20 protein-coding genes are annotated in these 24,767 nt (G+C 44.2%); 8 read left to right on the top strand and 12 right to left on the bottom strand.

Annotated features, from left to right (window positions below):
- Positions 1–160 precede the first annotated feature (160 nt).
- From E4U82_RS00220 to E4U82_RS00205, 4 genes are all read right to left on the bottom strand, one after another.
- Positions 161–2,314: a heavy metal translocating P-type ATPase gene (locus tag E4U82_RS00220; RefSeq protein WP_135108025.1), complete on the bottom strand. Its 2,154-nt coding sequence runs from the start codon at positions 2,312–2,314 to the stop codon at positions 161–163.
- Positions 2,315–2,626: 312 nt separating this feature from the next.
- Positions 2,627–5,227, bottom strand: coding sequence for a heavy metal translocating P-type ATPase (locus E4U82_RS00215; RefSeq protein ID WP_135108024.1), 2,601 nt, complete (start codon positions 5,225–5,227; stop codon positions 2,627–2,629).
- 12 nt (positions 5,228–5,239) lie between these two features.
- A complete protein-coding gene (locus E4U82_RS00210) occupies positions 5,240–5,560 on the bottom strand; it encodes an ArsR/SmtB family transcription factor (RefSeq protein ID WP_135108023.1) in 321 nt (106 codons plus the stop codon).
- A 328-nt stretch (positions 5,561–5,888) separates the two neighbouring features.
- On the bottom strand, positions 5,889–6,050 hold the full coding sequence (locus E4U82_RS00205; protein ID WP_245183475.1) for an SAM-dependent methyltransferase: 162 nt from the start codon (positions 6,048–6,050) through the stop codon (positions 5,889–5,891).
- Between the two features lie 360 nt (positions 6,051–6,410).
- Between E4U82_RS00205 and E4U82_RS00200 the strand changes: the two genes are divergently transcribed.
- A complete protein-coding gene (locus tag E4U82_RS00200) occupies positions 6,411–7,997 on the top strand; it encodes a peptide chain release factor 3 (protein WP_135108021.1) in 1,587 nt (528 codons plus the stop codon).
- Between the two features lie 79 nt (positions 7,998–8,076).
- On the opposite strand, the gene E4U82_RS00195 is transcribed toward E4U82_RS00200, so the two are convergent.
- The gene (locus tag E4U82_RS00195) at positions 8,077–9,558 is read right to left on the bottom strand and encodes a BCCT family transporter (RefSeq protein WP_135108020.1); all 1,482 of its coding nucleotides are present in this window, start codon (positions 9,556–9,558) and stop codon (positions 8,077–8,079) included.
- 171 nt (positions 9,559–9,729) lie between these two features.
- Here E4U82_RS00195 and E4U82_RS00190 point away from each other — a divergent pair, with 171 nt between their 5' ends.
- The 5 genes from E4U82_RS00190 (at position 9,730) to sdhB (ending at position 14,402) form a co-directional block, all read left to right on the top strand.
- Positions 9,730–10,779, top strand: coding sequence for a C45 family autoproteolytic acyltransferase/hydrolase (locus E4U82_RS00190; protein WP_135108019.1), 1,050 nt, complete (start codon positions 9,730–9,732; stop codon positions 10,777–10,779).
- A gap of 87 nt (positions 10,780–10,866) precedes the next feature.
- Positions 10,867–11,658 (top strand): ABC transporter ATP-binding protein, encoded by a 792-nt coding sequence (locus E4U82_RS00185; protein ID WP_135108018.1) that lies wholly within the window; start codon positions 10,867–10,869, stop codon positions 11,656–11,658.
- Positions 11,651–12,919, top strand: a complete 1,269-nt coding sequence (locus E4U82_RS00180; protein WP_245183474.1) for a hypothetical protein — start codon at positions 11,651–11,653, stop codon at positions 12,917–12,919. Before E4U82_RS00185 ends, E4U82_RS00180 begins: the two co-directional genes overlap by 8 nt.
- A 47-nt stretch (positions 12,920–12,966) precedes the next feature.
- The gene (locus E4U82_RS20215; RefSeq protein ID WP_245183473.1) at positions 12,967–13,296 is read left to right on the top strand and encodes a hypothetical protein; all 330 of its coding nucleotides are present in this window, start codon (positions 12,967–12,969) and stop codon (positions 13,294–13,296) included.
- Positions 13,297–13,631: 335 nt separating this feature from the next.
- Positions 13,632–14,402, top strand: coding sequence for a succinate dehydrogenase iron-sulfur subunit (gene sdhB / locus E4U82_RS00175; protein ID WP_135108017.1), 771 nt, complete (start codon positions 13,632–13,634; stop codon positions 14,400–14,402).
- Between the two features lie 218 nt (positions 14,403–14,620).
- Here the strand turns inward: sdhB and E4U82_RS20565 are convergent, their stop codons facing one another.
- Together E4U82_RS20565 and E4U82_RS00165 are read right to left on the bottom strand one after the other, a co-directional pair.
- On the bottom strand, positions 14,621–14,749 hold the full coding sequence (locus tag E4U82_RS20565; protein WP_245183488.1) for an AMP-binding protein: 129 nt from the start codon (positions 14,747–14,749) through the stop codon (positions 14,621–14,623).
- A 256-nt stretch (positions 14,750–15,005) separates the two neighbouring features.
- Positions 15,006–15,743 carry a YqjF family protein gene (locus E4U82_RS00165; protein ID WP_135108016.1) on the bottom strand — a complete coding sequence of 246 codons (738 nt, stop codon included), beginning with the start codon at positions 15,741–15,743 and terminating at the stop codon, positions 15,006–15,008.
- A gap of 132 nt (positions 15,744–15,875) precedes the next feature.
- Here E4U82_RS00165 and E4U82_RS00160 point away from each other — a divergent pair, with 132 nt between their 5' ends.
- Both E4U82_RS00160 and E4U82_RS00155 read left to right on the top strand, forming a co-directional pair.
- On the top strand, positions 15,876–16,772 hold the full coding sequence (locus tag E4U82_RS00160) for a patatin-like phospholipase family protein (protein ID WP_135108015.1): 897 nt from the start codon (positions 15,876–15,878) through the stop codon (positions 16,770–16,772).
- Positions 16,773–17,031: 259 nt separating this feature from the next.
- The gene (locus E4U82_RS00155; protein ID WP_135108014.1) at positions 17,032–18,828 is read left to right on the top strand and encodes a cation:proton antiporter; all 1,797 of its coding nucleotides are present in this window, start codon (positions 17,032–17,034) and stop codon (positions 18,826–18,828) included.
- 49 nt (positions 18,829–18,877) lie between these two features.
- On the opposite strand, the gene E4U82_RS00150 is transcribed toward E4U82_RS00155, so the two are convergent.
- The 5 genes from E4U82_RS00150 to E4U82_RS00130 all read right to left on the bottom strand — a co-directional run bounded on the left by E4U82_RS00150 (position 18,878) and on the right by E4U82_RS00130 (position 24,766).
- Positions 18,878–20,035, bottom strand: a complete 1,158-nt coding sequence (locus E4U82_RS00150; RefSeq protein WP_135108013.1) for an acetylornithine transaminase — start codon at positions 20,033–20,035, stop codon at positions 18,878–18,880.
- Entirely contained in the window at positions 20,010–20,807 is a 798-nt protein-coding gene (gene argB, locus E4U82_RS00145; protein WP_135108012.1) for an acetylglutamate kinase, read from the bottom strand. Before argB ends, E4U82_RS00150 begins: the two co-directional genes overlap by 26 nt.
- A gap of 12 nt (positions 20,808–20,819) precedes the next feature.
- Complete coding sequence (gene argJ / locus E4U82_RS00140; RefSeq protein ID WP_135108011.1) at positions 20,820–22,049, bottom strand: bifunctional glutamate N-acetyltransferase/amino-acid acetyltransferase ArgJ; 1,230 nt, start codon at positions 22,047–22,049, stop codon at positions 20,820–20,822.
- 50 nt (positions 22,050–22,099) lie between these two features.
- Complete coding sequence (argC, locus tag E4U82_RS00135; protein ID WP_135108010.1) at positions 22,100–23,137, bottom strand: N-acetyl-gamma-glutamyl-phosphate reductase; 1,038 nt, start codon at positions 23,135–23,137, stop codon at positions 22,100–22,102.
- 333 nt (positions 23,138–23,470) lie between these two features.
- Positions 23,471–24,766 (bottom strand): nucleobase:cation symporter-2 family protein, encoded by a 1,296-nt coding sequence (locus E4U82_RS00130; RefSeq protein WP_135108009.1) that lies wholly within the window; start codon positions 24,764–24,766, stop codon positions 23,471–23,473.
- Position 24,767: the final 1 nt, after the last annotated feature.

The raw sequence follows: 24,767 nt of genomic DNA, 5'->3' as shown, positions 1-24,767 counted from the left end.
ACGGGTGGTTTTTTCATCCTTATAAGAGTATGCGACAAAACAGGGATGATATGAAAGAGGTTGAGACAAAACCAAAAGGTTATTGCAACTATGTTGTTCGTATTTTGGCTTGATAAAGTCACTTTTGTCCCAGCCTCTTCACAGGTCCATTAATGCATGTTTATGCCTTTAACAGTTTGGCATTGATCGCCACAATAATCGTACTCAAACTCATCAATACCGCCCCTACTGCCGGGCTCAGCACGATACCGATTGGTGCCAGAACGCCTGCTGCCAGCGGGATGGCAACAATATTATAACCCGCTGCCCACCAAAGGTTCTGAATCATTTTACGATAGGTTTTATGAGACAGTTCCATTAACGATACAACATCTTTCGGGTTGCTTTTAACAAGTACAACGTCAGCAGATTCCATCGCGACATCCGTACCGGCACCAATGGCGATACCCAAATCGGCTGTTGCCAGTGCGGGTGCATCATTAACTCCATCACCTGTCATGGCAACTTTCCAGCCTTTTTCCTTAATCGTCTTTACCTGATTCGCTTTGTCATCAGGCAACACTTCGGCATATACCTCATCAATTCCCAGCTGCTTAGCAACCCAATCAGCAACTTTTTGGTTATCACCGGTCAGCATGATGGAATGGATTTCTTCGTCTTTTAGTGATGCAACTGCTTCTTTAGCGGTTTCCCGAACCATATCCGCCAGTGCAACCATGCCGGTCAGTTCGTCATCCACCAGCACAAAGACAACAGTTTTGCCTTCTTCAGATAATTTTTCGAACTGCTCTCGATCATAATCCATATCTTCAACATACCCGGGGCTGACAACATTGACTTTCCTGCCGTCAATTTTGCCTTCAATTCCTTTACCGGTGATGGAAGAAAACTCCTCGATTTTTTTCAGGTCAAAATCTTTTTCGTTGGCAGAACTGACAATGCCTGACGCAATCGGATGTTCCGAATTTTGCTCGAGACTTGCTGCCCATGTCAGAATATCATTTTCGTTGTATCCTTCTTGAGATACGATATTCGTAACGCCAAATTCTCCCTTGGTGAGAGTACCCGTTTTATCAAAAACAACAGCATTTACATTGCGAGCCCCTTCAAAATTGGCTCGATTGCGGATCAACAATCCTTTTTTGGCCGATATAGAAGTCGATACTGCAATAACCAATGGTGCTGCTAACCCAAGGGCATGTGGACACGTAATGACCATCACGGTAACCATCCGCTCAAGGGCAACGTCAAAGGAATACCCGAGCATCAGCCAGATAAATAATGTGATGAATCCTGATGCGAGCGCAATGTAGAAGAGCCATTTGGCAGCACGGTTTGTCAGGTCCTGTGTTTTTGACTTGGATTCCTGTGCTTCCCGGACTAACGTAATCACCTGGGAAAGATATGAATCTTTTCCGGTTTTCTCAACAGTGACCTTAATGGACCCTTCTTTGTTAACCGATCCGCCTATCACTTCATCGCCATTATTTTTCTCGATCGGAACCGATTCACCCGTCAGCATGGACTCGTCAATGGCTGAATTTCCTTCAAAAATGGTCCCGTCGACCGGAATTTTTTCACCCGGTTTTATCAGCACTTTATCGTCATGTTGTAATTCTGATGTTGGTACGTCTGTTACATCATCATTCTCATCCAGTTTATGGGCTTCAGCCGGCATCAGTTTAACCAATTCTTCCAATGCATTGGAGGCACCCATAACTGACCGCATCTCAATCCAGTGACCAAGCAGCATAATGTCAATTAATGTGGCCAGTTCCCAGAAAAAATCATTGCCTTCCCAGCCGAAAACAGTGAGTGAACTATACCCGTATGCAACCAGGATGGCGAGGCCAATCAGTGTCATCATACCCGGATTCTTACCTTTCAGCTCACTAATTCCGCCCGTAATGAACGGCCAGCCGCCGTAGAAGAAGGTGAACGTTGCAAGCGCAAACAGGATATACTGATCAGAAGGGAAGCGCCAATCGACACCGATAAAATCCTGGATCATCGGTGATAGAATTAAAATGGGTATCGTAACAATTAAAGAAATATAAAACCTCTTTTTGAAATCACTGACCATATCGCCATGATCGTGATGGCCATGGTGACCGTGCCCCTCGTGCTGATCATGGTGCCCGTCGTCCTCGTGATGATGGTCATGTTCACTGCCGTGACGATCATGATCATGATGGAGGTGATGCTCTTGATGATCTTCATGGCTGGCGTGATTATGATCATGATGACCCCCATGATCGTTATGAGTATCTTTACTGCCCTCCGTGTCATGATTTTTCCCATTATTGTCGGTCATATCAGACTCTCCTTTCTTCAAAATGCAGCTAATACTTAATCATTATACAATACCCCTGTTAGGTATAATATAAACATAACAATTAATGATTTTCATCCATCCTGCCTAATACTACTTTTGCGTTATTTAATGCAAATATACATAGAACGGGTATTCACTTACACCTATAAGTCTTTCATAGCAATAGAAATTTTTTAAGTATTTGTTTCCATGGTATGTAATTGAGTAAACATTTTAGTTTTTGAGAAATGGAATTCAATTTTTTTGATGAAATAGAAAACTGTCCAATTGGATATTGAACAGTTTTTTTAACTACTCATTTACTTTTAAAAGTCGTAATGCATTTAAGATGACAATCACAGCAGCACCTGTATCACTCAGTACTGCCATCCAAAGCGTCAGCCATCCCGGAAATATAAGCGCCAATGCGACAAATTTTACAATCAACGCAAACCATATATTTTGTTTGATAATCGTTAGAGCTTTTCTGCTTAATTTAACTGTGTGTGGCAATTTTTCCAGGTTATCGGCCATTAAGACAATATCAGCCGTTTCCATAGCAGTGTCGGTGCCCGCGCCGCCCATTGCAATCCCCAGATCAGATGTTGCAAGCGCAGGAGCGTCGTTGATACCGTCACCAACCATTGCTACTTTATGACCTTCTTTTTGCAATTGTTTAATGGCACCCACTTTATCTTCCGGCATCAGTTCGGCAAAATAACGATTGACATTCGTTTCCTTTGAAATCATTTTTGCTGTTCCTTCATTGTCACCTGTAAGCATTGCCAACTCATTTACACCAGCTTGCTTCAGACCCTTTAACGCTTCAATAGTCGTATTGCGGATGGTATCAGAAACTGAGATGATACCCATTATTTCTTGTTCTGTTCCAATGATTACCACTGTTTTTCCTTGACTTTGGATTTTTTCTACATTCGTTTTAACGCTATCCAACGAAATATCCATTTCTTTAAACAGTTTTAAATTCCCGGCATAATAAGTCTTTCCATTGATTGTCGCTTGAACACCTTTACCGGCTATACTTTTAAACAACTCACCATTTTTTGGTTGAATTCCTGTATCTTTTGCATAGTCAACAACCGTTTTTGCAATTGGATGTGTAGAGTAATCCTCCAATGTGAATGCCAGGGATATTAATTCATCTTCCGGGACAGTCAGCGAATCAATATCGGAAACTTTTGGCTTGCCTTCTGTTAATGTACCTGTCTTATCAAATGCTATTGACTTTATAGTACCTGCTTTTTCCAGGAAAGTACCACCTTTTATTAAAACGCCATTTTTCGCAGCATTCCCGATAGCAGAAACAATGGCAACAGGCGTCGAGATAACCAATGCGCAAGGACAGGCCACAACTAATAATGCAAGCCCTTTATAAACCCATTCGCCCCAGGCACCAAAGCCAAAGAGTGGAGGCAGAACAATGACAGCTAATGCTATAGCAAACACGATGGGTGTATAGATACTTGCAAACTTGTCGATAAATGCCTCAGTAGGGGCCTTTTGTTCCTGCGCTTCCTCAACAAGATGAATAATGTTTGATATGGTCGTATCTTCAACCAGCTTAGTGACTTTTACTTCGAGAGAACCACTTTCATTAATCGTGCCTGCATATACTATATCCCCAATCATTTTGTCTACCGGAATGGACTCTCCCGTTATGGGTGCCTGATTAACACTGGTTTCACCCTGGATGATTTCGCCATCTAATGGGATACGATCACCGGGTTTTATCACAACTGTCTCACCGACCGAAACGTCTTCCACCGGTTTTTTAACTAATTCTGTTCCAACTTTAATCCATGCTTCAGATGGGGCAAGATCCATTAAATTACTGATTGACTTCCTCGTTTGTTCGATAGACCTGTTTTGAAGAGCGTTTCCAAGTGCAAATAGCCAGACGACGGTTGCTCCTTCAAACCATTCTCCTATTAAAGCGGCTCCAATTGCCGCAGCTGACATGAGAACATTCATATCCAATGAACGGCTTTTTATAGCATAATAAGCACTTTTTACTGGTTTATAGCCGCTGATGACGATGGCAGCCGCATATAAAAGCGTCGATAGGATGATGGGTAATGCCGTGAAGGAGCCAATGAGGCCCAGAGCGATTAATATACCTGATACGGTAATTAATCCATATTTTTCCTTGTTTTTTGTTTTTTCCGCAGGTTTATTGCTGTCCGTAAGCAGCGACGCTTTATAACCGATTTTTGATACTTCGGAAACGATGTCATCAACACTGTTTTCATGTGCCACTTTCATTTTTCCGGTTGAAAAATTAACACGGACATCATTAACGGATGAAATCGTACTTAAATGGTTTTCAATGCTTTTGGCACAGCTGCCGCAATCCATTCCAACAACATCATACGTTCTGTAATGTTTATTTTGTTTTAGCGGTTCAGCCGTGTAGCCCAGTTTTTGAACCTCGTTTTCGATAGTGTCAAGAGACAGCGCACTGCTCCCTGATACTTGCAGTTTTGCCGTATTGTAATTTACGTTTACCTCTTGAATATCATCCAATCGATTTAAACCTTTTTCGATCGTCACAGCACAGGATGGGCAATCCATTCCGTGTATGCGATATTCGGTCTTTTCACCTTTATCAGATGGTGCAGGTGTTGTATTTCCAGTTGGAAATTCCACAACACTGCTGCTGCTAGTGCGGCAAGATGTTTCCTCTGTCTCCATAGCTTCATCTGATTGGTGACTGGCACAGCAACTGTCCGTTTCGTTCTCAGATCCCGTTTTTTCGGGGTGATAGCTGCAGCAGCCGTCGGTATGACCAGTATCGGCAGAAGGCGCATTAACAGTCTTATGATCGCAGCATGGCTCATTGTCTTCTATCGTTATAAGTTCCTTTTCATTCGATCCACAGCATTTCTCTGACATTGACTTCACCCCCTACTCTATATGATTTTCACAAGTGGCAACATCACTTTCCACGTCTTCAAGCACGACATCAAACATCGTCAATAACTCACGCACCTGCTGATTGCGCAAACCATAATACACGTATTTCCCTTCTTGTCGTCCCACTATAATGCCACAGCCTTTCAGACACGCCAGATGCTGTGAAATATTCGATTGATTGCCCTGTATGTCTTCCACTATTTGCGATACCGTTTTTTCTTCTTCTTTAATACATTCAAGTATTTGTATTCTTGTTTTATGTGAAAACCCATGCAAAAACTTGACCTTCATATCGTGATCCACTTTTAACATCCAGTTCCCCCCAATCATATTAGATTATACTAATGTGTTTGTTGCTATCATATTAGCAATACCTAATATGTGTGTCAACTGTTTTTGACATTATTTGAGCAATACCTGATTAGAGGGTACCCCTATGTATTTTGTCAAGCCATTCTGTTCATCGTTTTGAATCATCTTCCAGCCTATCGTAGCTTAGCGTTAGGTAAAAAACATCACAATCCAACCGATAATCCTTACGTTACGGTCCACTTTGGCTGTACAACGACGGTCGCATATAAAACACCGGCAAACATTTTACCGGTGTTCAGTGATCCCTTTTATTAATTATTTGCCTTGTTTAATTCTTTTCCTTACGCGCCATAATGGTATAGTGTCCCGGAACAGGGTAAAACAATTCTGTATGAAATCCATTATCCTTCAGCAAGTCAGCCATTTTTTCAGAAGGAATTCCTATTTCCAGCGGCGGACCGGATTCTGATTCAACTGCTTCCCAATCCATCAATTATTTTTTCAGTCTGTAATTGCGCTTTTCGTTCCTCGCTCATTAATTTATCCGCATTCCTGGAATCAAAACGTTTATTTTCCAACACTAGCACCTCTAAATTAATCTTCTGTTTCAGCTTACCATTACAGACACTTGTCTGCTATTCTTATCTTTTATCCGCAATAAGTGACTATTGAAGTTTCACTTTACCCCGCCATGCATATCCTGTACTGATTGACGAAACGCATCCGACATGCTATCGTTTTTACGTATGAAACGACGACTTTTTTAAGAAGGAGAATTATTCCGATGTAAGTTAAAATCCCCCATCAGCTCAAAACATACAAATCACAATAGAATGGAAGGGATTTTTTTATGGCTATGCATGATGAAGTGAAAAAACGACGTACATTTGCAATTATTTCACACCCGGATGCCGGGAAAACAACCTTAACGGAGAAACTCCTGCTATTCGGAAATCTGATCCGCTCAGCCGGGACTGTCAAAGGTAAAAAATCGGGTAAATTTGCCACATCGGACTGGATGGAAATTGAAAAACAACGCGGCATTTCGGTGACATCCAGTGTGATGAATTTTCCATACAATGGGCATCAGGTCAATATTCTGGATACCCCTGGCCATGAAGATTTCAGTGAGGATACGTACCGAACACTGACAGCGGTGGACAGTGTCGTCATGATTATTGATGCGACAAAAGGGATCGAAGCACAGACGATCAAATTGTTCAAAGTGTGTAAAATGCGCGGTATCCCTATTTTTACGTTCATCAATAAACTGGATCGTGAAGGTCGCGAGCCGTTGGAATTGCTGGAAGAGATTGAGGAAGTACTCGATATTGAAACGTATCCGATGAATTGGCCTGCCGGTATGGGCAAGCGATTTCTTGGGACATTTGACCGGAATGGGAAACAGTTTATCCAATATAACGGCAATGAAGAAGAAGATTACATTCCCTATGCTGACCTGGAAAAACCGGAGCACGAAGATTTGGTTTCTGACGCGACTTATCAAGCTGCCCGTGATGAGTTTGCACTCGTCGAGGAAGCCGGTGATGAATTTTCACTTGATGCTGTTTTGGCCGGTGAGCAGACGCCGGTCTTTTTCGGAAGTGCACTGGCCCCGTTCGGCGTGCAGAACTTTTTTGACACATTTATTTCAATGGCACCTGAACCGGCACCACGCAAATCAACAGAGGGGGTCATCTCACCGGATAATCCGGATTTTTCGGGATTCATTTTCAAGATCCAGGCAAACATGGACCCGAACCACCGTGACAGAGTCGCCTTTTTGAGAGTTTGTTCCGGCAAATTCGAACGCGGAATGGGCGTGAAGCTGGCACGTACCGGTAAACCAATCAAACTGGCGCAGTCCCAACAGTTTGTGGCCTCCTCCCGTGACACCGTTCAGGAAGCGTTTGCCGGCGATATCATCGGCGTCTATGATCCGAATGCTTATCAAATCGGTGACACGCTGCTGGAAGGGAAAGATTTATTTGAATATCGGGAGCTTCCACAATTTCCACCAGAGCAATTTCAGCGCGTCACGGCCAAAAATGTCATGAAAGCCAAGCAATTTAAAAAAGGAATCGAACAGCTCGTCCAGGAAGGTGCGATTCAATTGTATAAACACTACCGCTCCGAATCGTATATTCTGGGCGCGGTCGGTGAACTGCAATATGAAGTCTTCCAATACCGCATGCGGAATGAGTACAATGTGGAGGTCATGCTCGAGCCAATTGGCGAGCGTGTCCCAAGATGGCTGAAGTCTGATCAGGTCGATCCGTCACTCTATGACGAGCGGAATATGCTTGTCCGGGACCTTTCCGACAATTACGTCGTCCTGTTCAAAAATGATTTTTCCCTGAACTGGTTCAAAGACAATCATCCGGATATCGAGTTGATTGATCTGTTTGATGTAAATCAATATGACCAGACGACCTAATAAGAAGTGAAACGAACCCATACAGTATAACATTCTGTGTGGGTTTTAGTTTTATTTCAACAAGCCTCCCCCATCACTGTTACTTTGGTTTATCTTTATCCTCTTTAAGCGCCTTATAAAACGATACAACCATCAACAGCATAATGATCGAAAATGGAAGAGCTGCTGAAACCAGAGCATTTTGCAGAGCCTGCAGTCCGCCCGTGTATAACAGAACAGCTGCAATGGCCGATTGCGCCAGTCCCCACGTGAACTTTACTGTTGTCGGGGGTGACATGGAGCCATTGGTGGTCTGCATACCCAGGACAAATGTTGCCGAATCGGCTGACGTGATGAAAAATGTACTGATCAAGAGAATTCCGATAATCGATAAAATCATCCCGAACGGCAGTTGTTCAAACATCCCGAACAATGCCTGTTCTTCCGGAAGTCCGGCGATGTCCGTCCCGTTATTCTGTGCTTCAATACCTGAAATGCCAAATGCTGAGAACCACAGGAAACTAACGACTGATGGCACAATCAAAACCCCAGCCACAAATTCTCTGATCGTCCGTCCTTTTGATACGCGCGCAATGAATATCCCGACAAACGGGGACCAGGCAATCCACCACGCCCAAAAGAAAACCGTCCAATCCAATACCCATTGCCGTTCACCATCGTCATTTGGTGCCAGGCGAAAACTCTCGGAAGGCAGCTGCTGAAAATAGGAACCAATTGTGTCCGTGAATGAGTTAATAATATATAAAGTTGGACCCAGAACCAACGTAGCCAGAAACAATATCACCCCCAGCCCCATATTAGCATTGCTCAAATATTTAATACCTTTGCTGAGCCCGGTGTATGTCGAAATCATAAATAATACGGTCACAATCAGAATAATGATGAGCTGGACCCAGAACGAAATGGGAATATCAAAGAGGAAAGCGACACCGCCATTAATTTGTGTAGCACCAAATCCAAGTGTCGTTGCCACACCAACAATGGTTGCGAACACAGCAATGACATCGACCGCCTTCCCCCATGCTCCTTTCATCCTGTCGCCAAACAGCGTTTCCAGTGACGCACTGACCAGTCCTGGCTTTTCATGACGGAACATAAAATACGCCAGAACAAGCGCAATAACCGCATAGATTGCCCATGCATGAATGCCATAGTGAAAAAATGTCAGGCGCAGAGCATCTTCTAAGGCTTCCCTTGTCCCAGGTTCAGCTGTGGGAGGTGTTTTAATATAGTGGGAAACCGGTGATGCGACACCATAAAACACAAGGCCAATCCCCATGCCTGCACTAAACAGCATGGACAGCCAGGATGTATAAGTAAATTCCGGCTTTTCACCGTGCCTCCCGAGTTTAATTTTCCCATAGGGGCTAAAAACCAAATATAAACAAAATAATACAAACAGCGTTACGATTAATAAATAGAACCAGCCGAAATGAGCGGAAATATAACCCATAATTGACCCCGAAATACTTTCAAAACTGTCCGGGGTAATGACGCCTAATAATGATAATGCAAGGGTAAGTGTTAAGGTAATCCAAAATACTACCGTTATTTTTTTCATATTCACAATACCTTTCTATCCAAATGGTTGTCTTAGTTTTTTGTATGTCAGGCTTTTCTATTCAACATATGACGCACCATCGGATAAGAAGGAAAGCTTAAACAGTTTCGTTTGCTTTCACAGCGATATCCCTTAAACTGGCATTAGCAAAAAGAAAGTGGGCTGAGTGTCATGAAACAATTCTGGAGCGACGTTATTCAGTATCGGGGGACGCATTATGATTTTGGCTACACACAAGGAGAACAACTCAGGGATTCCCCTACCCTGATGAACCGCAGAAAACAATGGGAACCGAAAAAAGATCGGCATTTCCTGATAGATCCCGATGAGGTCAAGCGACTCCTTCTCAGATTTGCACCCGGTATCTGGGCCGAAATCCGTGGACTCGCTGATGCATTGCAAATGAATATGGAAGAGGCTATTCGTATGTTCGGCGGCTATTATCTGGAATATAACCGTAGCGGTTGTTCAATTTTTACTGATTCTGACCTTATGATCCGCAATTATGATAGTCATCCGATTGGCTATGAAGGGCGATACATAATTTATCAGCCAACTGATCAAGGTTATGCAGTCATCGGTCCCTCGATGCAGATAACTGGACGGGTTGATGGTCTTAATGAAAAAGGACTCGTCATGGGATACAATTTCACCCATCGCAAACAGTCAAGTGATGGTTTTATCTGTAACATGATTGGACGGATCATCCTTGAAACGTGCGCTGACGTAGATGAGGCCATTTCCTTGTTGAAAGAAATTCCGCATCGGCACTCATTCAGTTATGTGCTGCTGGATAAAAGCGGTGAATCCTTTGTGGTTGAAGCATCTCCAAGAGAAGTCGTGGCACGCCAGTCAAATGTTTGCACGAATCATTTTCATGTACTGGATAAAGAAAATCGCTATCGGCAGGATGAATCGCGCCAGCGGGAAAATGCCATTCAGATGCAGCAGCAATACACGACCAATCCATATCAGTCTTTCCGAGTGATGAATGATTCGGATAAAGACATCTACTCTTTCAAATATGACGCGGCTGCCGGAACGCTCCACACGGCAGCCTATTTTCCGAAACAAATGAAAGCCTGGTTCGCGATTGGTCCCGATCGCAAGCCGGTCATTTTTGATTTCAGCAAATGGCTGCAGGGTGAAAACGTCCATGTTAAAAGAATCAAAGGCGAGCTTGATTATCCGAAGCCATTTGTGAATATGGAGATTCAATAGATCGCATTTCCCCTTAAATCCTCCCCCCTAACAAGCCCTTGATATGTTAGAATTGTTGTACAGTTTTATGCAATTGGGGAGATTGAAATGACTGAGAAAGTATTGTCGCTCAATAATCTGGCAATTAACCTGGGCGGAAAACGTGTCTTAAATGGCATTAATCTGGATGTTTACCAGGGAGAAATTATCGGTTACATCGGTCCAAACGGTGCCGGCAAAAGCACTACAGTCAAAATCATGCTCGGTTTATTGGAAGATTATCAGGGCACTGTTGAAATTTTCGGCGGAGACATTGCAGCCGGTGATCATACATACAAACGGCGAATCGGTTATGTTCCGGAAAATGCAAAAATCTACGACAATCTTACAGCAAGCGAATACCTTACCTTTATTGGCGAGCTTTATGGCCTTGATAAAGAAGTAGTAGAAACCAAAGCAAGACAATTAATGCACGAATTTGAACTGGATCATGTTTTTAACACACGTCTTTCTTCATTCTCCAAAGGGATGCGGCAAAAGGTTTTAATTATATCGAGCCTTCTACATGATCCAGACTTGCTATTTCTCGATGAGCCATTAAACGGACTGGATGCCAATAGCGTGATGATTATAAAAGAAATGCTCACTCAGCTGGCCGCCCAGGGGAAAACAATCTTTTACTCGTCACATATCATGGATGTTGTTGAAAAAATCAGCAACCGGATTGTTTTACTGATTGACGGAGCAGTCGCAGCTGATGGAAGTTTTACAGAATTAAAAGAACAGAGCAAGGAAGGATCACTGGAGCAAATTTTCAATCAGCTGACCGGATTTGATGAACATCATGATGTCGCCAAAAATTTTGTCAGCATTGTAAGCGGGGAATCGCATCATGAATAATTTCCGTTCATTAAATTTTCTCGATCGTTTTCAATTTTTATTCAAGCGGCTCGGGATTAACTATGGTGACATGCGCAAAATCCTCCAGCTGAAATTAACGATGGACCAGCGGCGGGTACCTACCATTTTCAACATGGATTCATCAAAAAAGAAACAAGGCAATCAATTCCTGAAATCATTATGGCTGTACGCGTTTTATGGACTTATTAGTGTTCCGATTTTGTTTTTCGGCGACCATTACATGCTGCAAATGAGTCTTTTATTTGGGATCACCATGTTTTTTCTGATGACATCGATGATTTCCGACTTCACCTCTGTACTGCTGGATGTTCGCGACAAAAATATCATTGGTACAAAACCCGTTAGCAAAAAGACGATCAGTGCAGCCAAAATGGTGCATGTCGGTATGTACATCGCTTTGTTGGCAGGGGCATTTGTTGCGGTACCATTTATCGTGATGATGTTTGCAAAAGGCATTCTCTTTTCACTGTTGTTTCTAGCTTTTCTTATCCTGAATCTTATTTTTATCATTGCACTGACGGCCCTTATCTACATATTCACGCTGCAAATTTTCAATGGAGAACTGTTAAAAGATATCATCAATTATGTCCAAATATTATTATCAGTGGGCATTGTTGTGGGATATCAACTGCTTGCCCGTTCATTTGAAGTGATTGATTTAACCGTATCGTATACATTCAGCTGGTGGCATGTATTTATTCCGCCGATTTGGTCTGGGGCGCCGTTTGAGTTACTGTTGAGGCAAAACATGTCCAGCGGTGTTATCTTTCTGTCCTTGCTCGCGTTAGTTGTCCCGATCATTTCGATTATCGTATACGCACGCTTGATGCCTTCATTTGAGCGAAATTTGGAGAAGCTTTTGAATGAATCCGGAAAAAGCAGGAAAAAATTATTCAAAATGGAGCATATCTGGTCGCGCCTTGTCTGCTTCAGTCAAGAAGAACGCGTATTTTTCCAATTTGCCTCTGCCATGATGAAAAAAGAGCGGGATTTCAAATTAAAAGTGTATCCATCATTGGGGTTTGCGTTGTTTTTTCCGTTCGTCTTTTTGTTTAATTCGTTCAATAATGAGTTGACCGGGAATGTGGGTGACAGCAAACTTTATTTAACCATCTATATCGGAAGTATTATGATTCCTGCCGCCGTCCATATGTTGAAATACTCGGAAAACTACAATGGCAGCTGGGTATTGCAAACATTGCCGCTGACAGATGCTGGGCACTGCACCGCGGGGCGGTAAAAGCTTTTTTCATTAAACTGTATTTGCCGGTTTTCACGTTACTGAGTGTGGTATTTCTATTTATTTTTTCTGCACGGATTATACCAGATCTGATTGTCGTCCTGCTGGGTGGATGGCTGCATACCATTATCTCGTATAAGCTGCTTAATGACCGGACTTATCCTTTCAGCCAGTCATTTGAGCTGGCGCAGGACACGAATACAGCTTTTAACATCCTACTCAGCCTTATGGCAGGATTGTTCGCACTCGTCCATTATATCGTGCTATCGTTCAGTTATGGCATTTATGTTTATATTACCGTTTTATTGATTGTGACGGCAGGCAGCTGGTTTATTATATTTCATAAAAATAACGCGGTACAGTTGAATCAAGGTTAACAACAGAGCAGAGCCTGTTCGTGACGGGCTCTGCTCTGTTGTTGCATTGTGCTGAATGCATTAGGCGTTGCATGAGTGTTGGGGGTCCTGCTCGAGTTGGCGTGGGTCTCGCTCGAGTTGGCGCAGGTCTCGCTCGAGTTGGCGCAGGTCTCGCTCGAGTTGGCGTGGGTCCTGCTCGAGTTTCCGCAGGTCTCGCTCGAGTTGATGCGTGCCCAGTCTTTTTTAAATACAATTTGTATAGAATGAAAGTTTTCTTCCAATACTAAGACTATATCTGAATTTGGCTTTAAATGACCAGTTTATACGACAGAAGCTGGACAGAAAGGAGCGCAATCATGGCCACATCAACCGATAATAAAACCATTGATCTCATTATTGAGCGACAACAAGACCCTGAATCAGCACCGTATAATGAGGAATTTTCCATACCCTATAAACCGAATATGAACATTATTTCAGCTCTCATGTCTATTCGGGAAAATCCAGTCAATAAGACCGGGGAAAAAACAATTCCCATTCAATGGGAAATGAGCTGTCTTGAGGAAGTGTGCGGTATATGCTCCATGGTGATTAACGATGTTCCGCGTCAGGCTTGTTCCACGCTTATCGATGACCTTGAACAACCGATTCGCTTACAGCCGATGCGCACGTTCCCGGTTTTGCGAGACTTGATCATTGACCGGGACAGTATGTTTGACTCTTTAAAGCAAGTAAAAGCATGGATACCAATCGACGGTACATATGATATCGGCCCCGGCCCCAGGATGAACGAAAATAAGCGTCTCATGGCCTACGAACTTTCCAAATGTTTCACGTGCGGCGTCTGTCTGGAAGCATGCCCGAATGTCAATGAAAAAAGTGATTTCTTAGGCCCATTTGTGTTTCCCCAGGTACGCCTAAAAAACGTCCATCCCACCGGTGAAATGAACAAAGATGAACGGATTGGCGGATTTATGGAAGATGGGGGTCTGCAAGGATGCAGTAATTCACAAAATTGTGTGCAGGTTTGCCCAAAAGGGATTCCAATAACTACTTCAATTGCAGCCGTTAACCGAAAAGCCACTCTCCAATCTTTCCGAAGCTTTTTTGGAAGTGATGAATATTAAGCAGCCTTATGTGAGGGCTGCTTTTTTACGTTATTCGCTTCTGGATACGCCACTATACATTAGCTTTTTGCGGAGTTCCAGCTCTTGCCATTCGCGGACTCCTCATAATTGTGGTTTCTTTTGCCTTTGGTTCATTCACCAGCATGTTAATGACAGTAGGTGCCCCGCATAACAGTGAAATTCGCTGACTTTCAAATAAATCAAGAATATGCGGCGGATCAACCTTCCGCAGACAGCATGACGGCAACATGGTCACCTTTTTCAATACCTGCCTCGTGTAATGGCAATGACAGCCTGTCCGTCCGTTCACCAAATTCCTGGTACGTAAACGTCTTATCCTCATCGATGACAGCTGTTTTTTTCCGGGTAATACTTTACTGCTCTCCGTTTCCAGTCCAGTGGAGTTAGTGCCGTAAACATGATCACAAAACTCCCTTCTCCATTTTGTTATATACAGCGTTTCAACCATCCGATGCACACGTCCGCATTCAAAAAGTTTCCGGATTAATGCTGCTCCTTTCCTTTTTATTTTGTATATATCTCAATTGTACGAAAATTACGTATACGTTTTCAATAGATAAGGGGTAAATGTTTTACAGGCACTTATTTCTCTTTCTGAATACGCCATATAAGGGCTGTCTGAGATGCCGCGTAATGGGCTGGCGCATTGCCATTCGACACACCGTTCGGTAAAAATGGTGTCAGCAGCCGCTGTTCCATAGCCGCTTGCGCCTTTTGAATCTCCCATTGTTTATGATGAATCACTCCTCTATAAAGCGCACCATGCTTGTAAGTCCAAAGAAAAAATCGATCAAGCAGCCAGCTTTCAAGACTATCCTTTTCCGGATGATAGTGTTCACCGTCTGGTTGATAATCTACGTTCAGAATGCCCTGGTACTTTCCACGACGCTCACTGCGAAAATGAATCACCCCATCCTGTATATTCATTAATGTATCCGCATAGTAATAAGGCAGTGTTGCCAGTCTGGCACCAAGCACTGTTCCAAGCTGATTCGTACCCAGACCAAAAAAATAAACACCTTTCATACCATGACGCTTCACATACGTTCGGACGTTCACCTCTAAAAAGTTGTTCAAAAATGGCATTTGCGGCAAACCACGAAGATGTAGTTTTCTCACCTTGAAAGGAATAACACTCACCCAAGCATCGCCATCATATGTATCCAGTTCAAGACCGGGTGGAAGGTACTGTTCAACCACCTGCTGCGAAAGACGACAATGCATAAACAATAAATACTCCCACTGCTGCATCATCACCCAAGGACCGGGGGGCAGCGGGCGGTCACGATGTGCAGTGCTGTTTAATAGATCCTCATACATAAGTATTCACCTCTCACCTCTAGTATGGTCAAAGGGTTCGGCATTATTTTACCGGAATGAAGACTGATAAATTGTTCGTTAGACAGATGACTGATATAATTTCTCTTATAGAGGAAAAAGGAAGTGTAGCATTTGGAATACGAAGCAGGCCTCATGTTAGAAGGCGGAGGTATGCGATGTGCGTTTACAGTCGGCGTACTGGACTATTTTCTTGATCAGCAGCTTGAATTTCCCTATGTCGCAACAGCATCGGCAGGAGCACTTATTGGAAGTTCTTACATCGCTAAACAACGGGACCGAAACACTAAGCTACTCGGTGCCATAGGGAAAAATCAGGAAGCCATATCAATCAAACGACTGCTGCGGGAAAAAGAACTATTTAGTATGGATTTTATTTTTGAAAAGTTAGCGACTCATTTATATCCGCTCGAATTTCCATCATTTTCTCAGGCCCGTTCTCGATTTATCATCGGCACTACCGATATCAATACAGGCAGTCCTGTTTTTTATGATACATTCCACGACGAGAAAGATCTGTCAGCCATTATCAGGGCTTCCTGTTCGTTGCCGGTTTTAGCCCCCAGTGTTGACTATAACGGAAAACAATTAATCGACGGCGGTGTCTCTGACCCAATACCCATTTCGCCCTTGATTGAAAAGGGGTTAAAAAAACACGTTGTCGTTCTTACCCGGAATAAAGGCTATCGCAAAAAGCCTACAAAATTAAACTGGTTTTTTAAGCGATTCTTTAAAGATAAACCCGAACTGATAAAATTATTACGTGATCGTCATTTACGCTATAATGAAACGATGGATAAAATTAGTGAAATGGAAGGACGCGACGACGTTTTTATCATTCAGCCGGAAGAACCCCTGGAAGCGAGCCGAATTGAAAAAAGCAGCCGCAAACTAGAAGCATTATATCACCAGGGCTATCAGGAAGCTGAAAACCAGTACCAAGCATTACTGAACTTCCTGCAGCCTGCAGAAAAACCGGCATCATATATAGAAGAAAATGTGTCATCATGACTGGCATATGATTGCATGAAAAGCAGCCTGAACAACAGGTTGCTTTTTTGCGTACAATGGCGAGGGATTCTTTTTATGCTTACAGACAATGCGCTCAAGTGGGATAAGAACGTCAGGGACGTACAGACTAATAACAAAAATAAGGCATGTTTTTCCCTCATAGAGTGGTTTAACCTGTTCAGGTTTAACATTTTCTGCTAAAGTAGGCATATAAATATGACACGATGTCACTAAGCTGCTGCATAAGAAGGTGAGAAAATTGGAAGAAACCGTTTTACTCAGCATTGTTATCATTGTTGTGCTCGGAATTTTTTCGCAATGGCTGGCATGGAGGATTCAATGGCCGTCCATTGTGATTATGTCGGTTGCCGGTCTTCTGATAGGACCGGTTTTTGAGTTCATTAATCCGGAAAACGCATTGGATGAATTGTACAGCCCCATCATATCTCTGGCAGTTGCCGTGATATTATTCGAGGGCAGTTCCAGTCTCAACTTCCGTGAAGTGAAAGATATATCCAAATCCGTCTTCCGTGTGGTGACACTCGGCGCATTTATTGCCTGGATTGGCGGGGCGCTGGCAGCCCATTTCATTGCCGGACTCAGTCTGCCTGTATCGTTCATTATTGGCGGACTGTTCATTGTAACCGGACCGACAGTCATCAATCCCCTTCTGAGGCAGGCAAAATTAAAACCCAGGTCAGCAACTGTTTTAAAATGGGAAGGGATTATTCTGGACCCGGCCGGTCCGCTGCTTGCGCTTTTTGCCTATCAGATAACAAAAGTGATCACTGACGATAACCTGCAAACCAATTATCTGCTCAACTTCTTTGCCGGCTCGCTAATGGCAGTTGCTATTGGTTTGTTAATCGGGCTTCTGGTCAGCCGCATGGTCAGGAAGGGGCTTTTTCCGGAGTTCCTCAAATCACCCATTGTGCTGTCATTTGTGTTGCTGTGTTTCAGCATCAGCGAAGTCGTTATGCACGAGACGGGTATGCTTGCAGTCACAGTCATGGGGCTGACAATGGCAAGAACTAAAAAATACATTGCTTCAATCGGAAATGTGTCGCATTTTGTTGAAAATATTTCAGTAATATTAACGTCAACTGTTTTCGTTTTATTAACGGCGTCATTGACAAGGGACACGATCATGGACGTTTTCACCCTGCCAATCATCGGCTTTGTACTGTTCATGCTATTTATCGTTCGCCCACTGTCGATTTGGATTTCAACCATTGGAACGGAACTGAAAGCACCCGAAAAAACATTGATTGGCTGGATTGCACCTCGTGGTATTGTCGCGTTGACCGTATCCGGCTATTTTGCCGGTCTGTTGCAGGAGGATGGTTTCACGGACGCGTCGACCCTCATGACACTGACGTTTGCACTTGTATTTATCACCGTATGTGCGCATGGTTTCACACTTGAGCCTTTAGCCAAAAAGCTCCATATTGCCAATGCGGAACAGGACGGCATCCTGATTGTTGGTGCCAATCATTTTTCAACAGATTTTGCTGAGCATTGCAAGTCTTTGGATATCCCTGTCATGATTATCGATAGCACCTATGGACGGTTAATGCCAGCCAAAAACAAAGGCATTAATACATTTAATGGGGAAATTTTATCTGAACATACTCAGCTGGAGGCCAATCTGACACCATATGAATATATCGTGGCCATGACGGATGCCCCCGCCTACAATGCCCTGATCGGTCAATCATTTGCACCGGAATTTGGTTTCAACAATACGTTCTCACTGCCCTCTGACGGAATGAATAAGAGAAATAGTGACATCTCTCCAGCTGTCAAAGCGAATATTTTATTTGATGAAGATGCATCGCCTTCCAACTTAAACCAAAAAATACGTGAGGGGTATACGTTTGAAACAATTGAAACAGCCAAAAAGCAAACCGTTAAGAAAGCTGATTTTGCAAAGAAGGGGATAGTGCTGTTTATTCGTAAAAAGAATAACGGAATCACATTTATCACTGCCCGCAGCAAGAAACTGCAGCTTGAACAGGGAGATCAGGTTGTGATGCTGGTGAATGATAACAAATAAGCTCACCCCTTTCATACAAAAAGAGATGAGCCTATTTAACCAAGTCATATTATTCAACATAGACCTTTTCATCAGCCAGAACTTCACTTAACAAGTCCACGGCCTGATCCATTTCCTGTTCACTCACAATCAGTGGCGGCAGTATACGGATAACATTTGACCCGGCACTTAAGACGAGCAGTCCTTTTTCAATGAGCCGTTTAATCATTGGGGTTACATCTTGGTGGCATTCGATTCCGAGCATCAGCCCTTTACCACGAATTGATGTAACAGCCGGTAATGGTGCGATGAACTGATTCAGCTGCTCCAGCAAATAATTACCTTTTTCTGTTACCTCCCGCAAAAAGTCCTCTTGAAAAACACGCTTCAGAACGGCTTCTGCCGCCGCCATGGCAAGTGGGTTGCCGCCGAACGTAGCCCCATGGCTTCCCGGTCCAAAGGCATCACGAAGCCTCTCTTTGGCAATCATGGCGCCAACCGGAACACCGTCGGCAAGTCCTTTAGCCGATGTTATGATATCCGGGGAAATACCGAAATGCTGATAGGCAAACGGCTTTCCTGTCCGGCCGATCCCCGTCTGTACTTCGTCAACGATTAGCAGCACATCATACTGCCGGCATACATGCTCCAGTTCCTGCAAGAACCCGGGGGCTGCCATATGGATACCGCCTTCTCCCTGAATCATTTCCACCATAACGGCCGCCGTTTCGTCGTCAATAACCTGTTTAACAGAGTCGATATCATTAAACGGCACATAGCTGAACGATTCAAGCATCGGTCCAAAGCCGGTTTGGATTTTTTCCTGACCGGTGGCTGCCATGGCACCAAGTGTGCGCCCGTGAAATGATTGTTCAAACGAAATGATTTTATGTTTGCCTGTCGCTTTGCGGGCCAATTTAATAGCTGCCTCATTGGCTTCGGTTCCGCTATTGCAGAAGAACACTTGTTCCCCCGAGCTATGCTGGGTCAACCAGTCAGCCACTTTTTCCTGGATTGGATTATGGTATAGATTCGATACATGCCAATAACTGTTGAGCTGCTTTTCCAGGGCGTGCTGTACATCTGGATGCCGGTGGCCGAGGCTGCAGACACCAATTCCGGCACCAAAGTCCAGATACGTGTGGCCATCTGCATCCTCCACGGCAGTACCTGTTGCACGCTCAACGGACAGGTTAAAACGCTTATAAGTTGGAAAAATTGCTGTCATGTGATACAGCCTCCTCTGATTGGTTTATCATTGTGCCGGTAAAGCCTGCAGCACTGATCGCCTGGTTCGCATCAGCAATCATAACGTCTTGCAAATCGTCATTTAAACAGGCAAGTGCCGCTTTTACTTTAGGCACCATCCCTCCATGAATAATGCCCTTGTCGATAAGTTCCTCAATCTGTACCTCGGTGGCTGAAGGAACCAGACCGCCATCTTGCATGATACCCGGCACATCAGTCACAAAAATAAGCTTATCAGCGTTCATTGCTTTCGCTATATTGCCGGCAGCCGTATCAGCATTCACATTATACCTGTCACCATCTTTCCCAACGGCAATTGGTGCAACAACCGGTACAATATGTTGTTCAAGCAGACTTTCTAAAAATGCGGCATTCACATCCACAATATCACCAACATAGCCGTACGTTTGAAAATCCTTTGGAACACAGGTCAGCAGATTCGCATCAGACCCGGAAAAACCGGCACCCCGAATGCCAGCAGCACTCATTTTTCGCGTGATAGCATTGTTGACATGGCCGGAGAGCACCATTTCCACAACATCCATGGCCGCAGCCGATGTTGTCCGTAGCCCGTCAATAAATGCAAACGGCACATCAAGTTTTTCCAGCATATTTTTAATCGCCGGCCCGCCGCCATGTACCACAATCGGCTTGATTCCATTCTGCTGCAGTTGCTGGATGTTTTCGAAAAAACGGGCTGACAGGTTGTCAATAATACTCCCGCCGCATTTAATGACCGCAATTTCACTCATGATGACCCCTCCTTATGTCCGATAACTGGCATTGATGCGCACATAGTCATACGTTAAATCGCATCCCCACGCTTTGCCACAGCCATTGCCGTTGTTCAGGTTAACCGAAATGACGACCTCTTCATGCATCAAATAATCAGAGGCCTCCGCTTCAGAAAATGACAAGGGCTGACTGTTTTCTAAGAGCGGAATCGGCCCGATTGATACATCAATTGTTTCAGCGTTCACATTCACGCCACTTCGCCCAACAGCGGCAATAATCCGTCCCCAATTGGGGTCCGCACCGTAAATCGCGGTTTTGACAAGGGATGAACCGACAATCGTTTTAGCCGCCTTCACCGCTTCGGCGTCATCGTATGCCCCATCGACTTCGACTTCGATTAGCTTTGTAGCACCTTCACCATCACGAGCAATCATCTTCGCCAAGTCCTCACACGTCTTCTGCAACAATTCGGTGAATGTCTCCCAGTCGCTGTGTGCCGGTGTCAAGCTTTCATTGCCTGCTTTACCGCTTGCCATCGTGAGCACCATATCATTTGTCGATGTATCACCATCAATCGTAATGCAATTGAATGTTTTATCCGTCACCTCTTTCAGTGCCACCTGCAGCATTTCCGGTTCAATTGCTGCGTCTGTTGTTACATAGGCTAGCATCGTCCCCATCTTCGGCTCAATCATACCGGAACCTTTTGCTGAACCGGCCATTGTCACAGTTTGACCATCGATCACAGCTTGATGACATGTGGACTTTGGGCCGGTGTCGGTCGTCAAAATGGATTCATTAAACGCTGCTGCAGCTTTTTCATCCGTTGAAAGATGAAGGATTTGGATATTCGGAATAATTTTGTCCATCGGCATATCGAGGCCGATAATACCGGTTGAGGACACGGCTACCATATGTTCGGGCAATAATAATCGGTCTGCCGCAGCCCGGCGCATCGTATAAGCATCCGCTTCACCTCGTTTACCTGTACAAGCATTGGCATTCCCGCTATTGACAACGACAGCCTGGAGCTTCCCCTCTGTGGCAATGCTTTCTTTTGTCACTTGTAATGGCGCTGCCTGAATGATGTTCAGCGTATACAACGCAGCAGTGCTTGCCGGCACGTCACAATAAATCATCCCCAGATCATTTCGTTTCCGCTTCACACCTGTATGCATGCCTGAAGCCTGAAACCCTGCCGGCGTCACAATCGTTCCCTTTTCCATTTTTGTAATGCTGCTTTCTTTTATCAGCACCATTGTTTCTCCTCCTTTCATCTTTCATGGATTTTATCCCCTAACCAGCCTACTTATGGAAATACCGGTGCAAATGCCAACCCGGTTTTTTCATCAATACCGAACATTCGGTTCATGTTTTGCACGGCCTGCCCTGAAGCCCCTTTCACAAGGTTATCAATCACTGAAACAATCATAATCCGGTTGGTCCGTTCATCATATGTGACTGACACATCACAAAAATTCGAGCCGTATACTTCTTTTGTACTTGGGTATGTACCCTGTTCACGGATTCTGACAAAATAGTTGTCCTGGTAACTATCATGATATAACTCCGAAAGTTGTGCTGCCGTCAATTTCTTTGGTGCATTCGCATAAATCGTCGTCATAATCCCGCGTGTCATTGGGACAAGATGGGTGCCGAATGTTACCGGACCAGTATTTGGATTCCATCCGGCAAGAACCTGCTCAATCTCCGGTGTGTGCTGGTGTTCAAGGACTTTGTATACTTTAAGATTATCGTTCATCTCCGTAAAATGCGTAACGGCTGAGGGATTTTTCCCTGCTCCGCTAACGCCAGTCTTAGCATCAATAATAATTGAATTTAAATCGATCAGCTGATGTTTTACGAGGGGGGCCAGCCCAAGCAATGCTGCCGTCGGATAACAACCGGGATTGGAAATTAGCTGTGTCTCTGTCACATCAGTGTCAAGCCATTCCGTCAGCCCGTATACGGAATTTTTCAGAATCGCCTCTTCAGGTGCATTCTTTTTATACCATTTTTCATATTGCTGCGTATCTTTCAGACGAAAATCACCGGATAAATCAATGACACGAACACCTTCTTTGACAAATGCCGGGACCAATTCCGATGACACGCCTGATGGAGTTGCTGTAAAAACTAGATCAGCATCCTGTGCAATCTGTGCAGGGTCGATCGCTTTAAGCTCCATCCCGGATAGGGCCTGAAAATGCGGATAGCTATGCACAATTGATGCTCCCTGATGGCTTGATGAATGATAGGACTGAAGGGTGACTTCGGGGTGCTGCTGTAAAATGCGGATAAGTTCCGCACCACCATATCCGGTTGCGCCGACAATCGCTACTTTCATATAACACTCCACCTCCCGAAACATTTTATTTCTCCCTATTATAGAATGTATAAATATAATGTCAAGTGTATATTTATAAAAATATACAAAAAGTATTTTCTATTAACCAATGCCTTTAACGGTTACTATTAAACTAAAAAAGGCGTCCCGTAAGACACCTCCCTGATGTTACCCAAATTTATTCATCCAAAAACTAGCTATAGGAAAATACTTTAATCTTCTCGGACGCAGCTAGGACACTCCTCGTGAGAGAGCTTCTCTCGATCAAAACGACCCACGATTGGGACTGAATTCAACGAGAGAAACACATTTAAGGCAGTATCTTTCCTATCATTATGCACTTTCCTGCTGCACGACGGCCGTACGCTCTTGTTCCGTCTTCACTGGCGTCATATTGAACACGATATTCAGGGCGATGGCTGTCACACTACCGGCCACGATGCCATTACTGGTTAAAATTTGAATACCTGATGGAAACTGAGCGAACAATTCGGGAACAGCTGTCACGCCCATTCCCATTCCTGCCGAACAGGCGACAATCATTGCGTTGCCGGGAGATTCCGATATCACACTACCAAGCATTTTTATTCCCTGGGAAATGACCATCCCGAACATGGCGACCATAGCACCGCCCAGTACGGCAGTTGGAATAATCGTTGTCACAGCAGCAACCTTAGGGACAAACCCAAGTGTGACAAGCATAAGTCCAGTAACCAGAATCACTCTGACTGATTTGACACCCGTCAATTGCATCAACCCGACATTTTGTGAAAATGCTGTATATGGAAAGGCATTAAAAACCCCACCGAGTAAGACAGCCAAACCTTCCGCGCGGTAACCTTTTGAAAGATCCTCTTCCTTCAATGTCTTATCCGTCATATCACCAAGCGCAAAATAGACACCAGTTGATTCAACCAGCGAAACCATAGCCACCAAAATCATGGTGAGAATCGCGGACCATTCAAATGTTGGCATCCCGAAATAAAAGGGTTGAACCATGTGAAACAACGATGCTTCCCCGACAGCGGAAAAATCCACTTTCCCCATAAAGGATGCCGCAATGGTGCCAACCGTCAGACCGATTAGAATCGAAATGGATCGGATAAATCCTTTGGTAAACCGGTACAGCAAAATAATGAACAACAACGTCCCAAACGCCAGCGAAAGATTTGAAACGGAACCGAAATCCGCCGCGCCTTCTCCTCCGCCCATATTATTGATGGCAACAGGAATCAATGTAATTCCAATAATTGTGACGACCGTCCCTGTCACAATCGGCGGGAAAAACCGGACCAATTTGCCAAAGTAGCGGCTGATAAGCAAAACAAACAAGCCGGATACGATAATCGAGCCATAAATTGCAGAGATACCAAACTCGCCGCCAATCGCAATCATAGGTCCCACTGCGGTAAACGTGCACCCGAGCACGACCGGAAGACCAATCCCGAAATACCGGTTCCGGACAACCTGCAAGATAGTCGCGGTCCCGGACATCAAGATATCAATGGCTACAAGGTATGTTAGTTGTTCGGATGTTAAACCCAATGCTTCACCGACAATCAATGGAACCAAAATGGCTCCGGCATACATCGCCAGCAAATGCTGGAAACCTAAAGCAGCTGTTTTCATT

It is taken from the genome of Lentibacillus salicampi (genome assembly GCF_004565465.1).
Lineage (GTDB): Bacteria > Bacillota > Bacilli > Bacillales > Amphibacillaceae > Lentibacillus > Lentibacillus salicampi.
This window is presented reverse-complemented; position numbering and strand designations above follow the sequence as displayed.

Coding starts and splice junctions, on each gene's coding strand:
- E4U82_RS00185 (WP_135108018.1), top strand. CDS start 10,867: ATGACTGAGAAAGTATTGTCGCTCAATAATCTGGCAATTAACCTGGGC.
- argB (WP_135108012.1), bottom strand. CDS start 20,807: ATGAGTGAAATTGCGGTCATTAAATGCGGCGGGAGTATTATTGACAAC.
- E4U82_RS00200 (WP_135108021.1), top strand. CDS start 6,411: ATGGCTATGCATGATGAAGTGAAAAAACGACGTACATTTGCAATTATT.
- E4U82_RS00190 (WP_135108019.1), top strand. CDS start 9,730: ATGAAACAATTCTGGAGCGACGTTATTCAGTATCGGGGGACGCATTAT.
- E4U82_RS00215 (WP_135108024.1), bottom strand. CDS start 5,227: ATGTCAGAGAAATGCTGTGGATCGAATGAAAAGGAACTTATAACGATA.
- E4U82_RS00150 (WP_135108013.1), bottom strand. CDS start 20,035: ATGACAGCAATTTTTCCAACTTATAAGCGTTTTAACCTGTCCGTTGAG.
- E4U82_RS00210 (WP_135108023.1), bottom strand. CDS start 5,560: ATGTTAAAAGTGGATCACGATATGAAGGTCAAGTTTTTGCATGGGTTT.
- E4U82_RS00180 (WP_245183474.1), top strand. CDS start 11,651: ATGAATAATTTCCGTTCATTAAATTTTCTCGATCGTTTTCAATTTTTA.
- E4U82_RS00165 (WP_135108016.1), bottom strand. CDS start 15,743: ATGTATGAGGATCTATTAAACAGCACTGCACATCGTGACCGCCCGCTG.
- argC (WP_135108010.1), bottom strand. CDS start 23,137: ATGAAAGTAGCGATTGTCGGCGCAACCGGATATGGTGGTGCGGAACTT.
- argJ (WP_135108011.1), bottom strand. CDS start 22,049: ATGGTGCTGATAAAAGAAAGCAGCATTACAAAAATGGAAAAGGGAACG.
- E4U82_RS00195 (WP_135108020.1), bottom strand. CDS start 9,558: ATGAAAAAAATAACGGTAGTATTTTGGATTACCTTAACACTTACCCTT.
- E4U82_RS00130 (WP_135108009.1), bottom strand. CDS start 24,766: ATGAAAACAGCTGCTTTAGGTTTCCAGCATTTGCTGGCGATGTATGCC.
- sdhB (WP_135108017.1), top strand. CDS start 13,632: ATGGCCACATCAACCGATAATAAAACCATTGATCTCATTATTGAGCGA.
- E4U82_RS00220 (WP_135108025.1), bottom strand. CDS start 2,314: ATGACCGACAATAATGGGAAAAATCATGACACGGAGGGCAGTAAAGAT.
- E4U82_RS00205 (WP_245183475.1), bottom strand. CDS start 6,050: ATGGATTGGGAAGCAGTTGAATCAGAATCCGGTCCGCCGCTGGAAATA.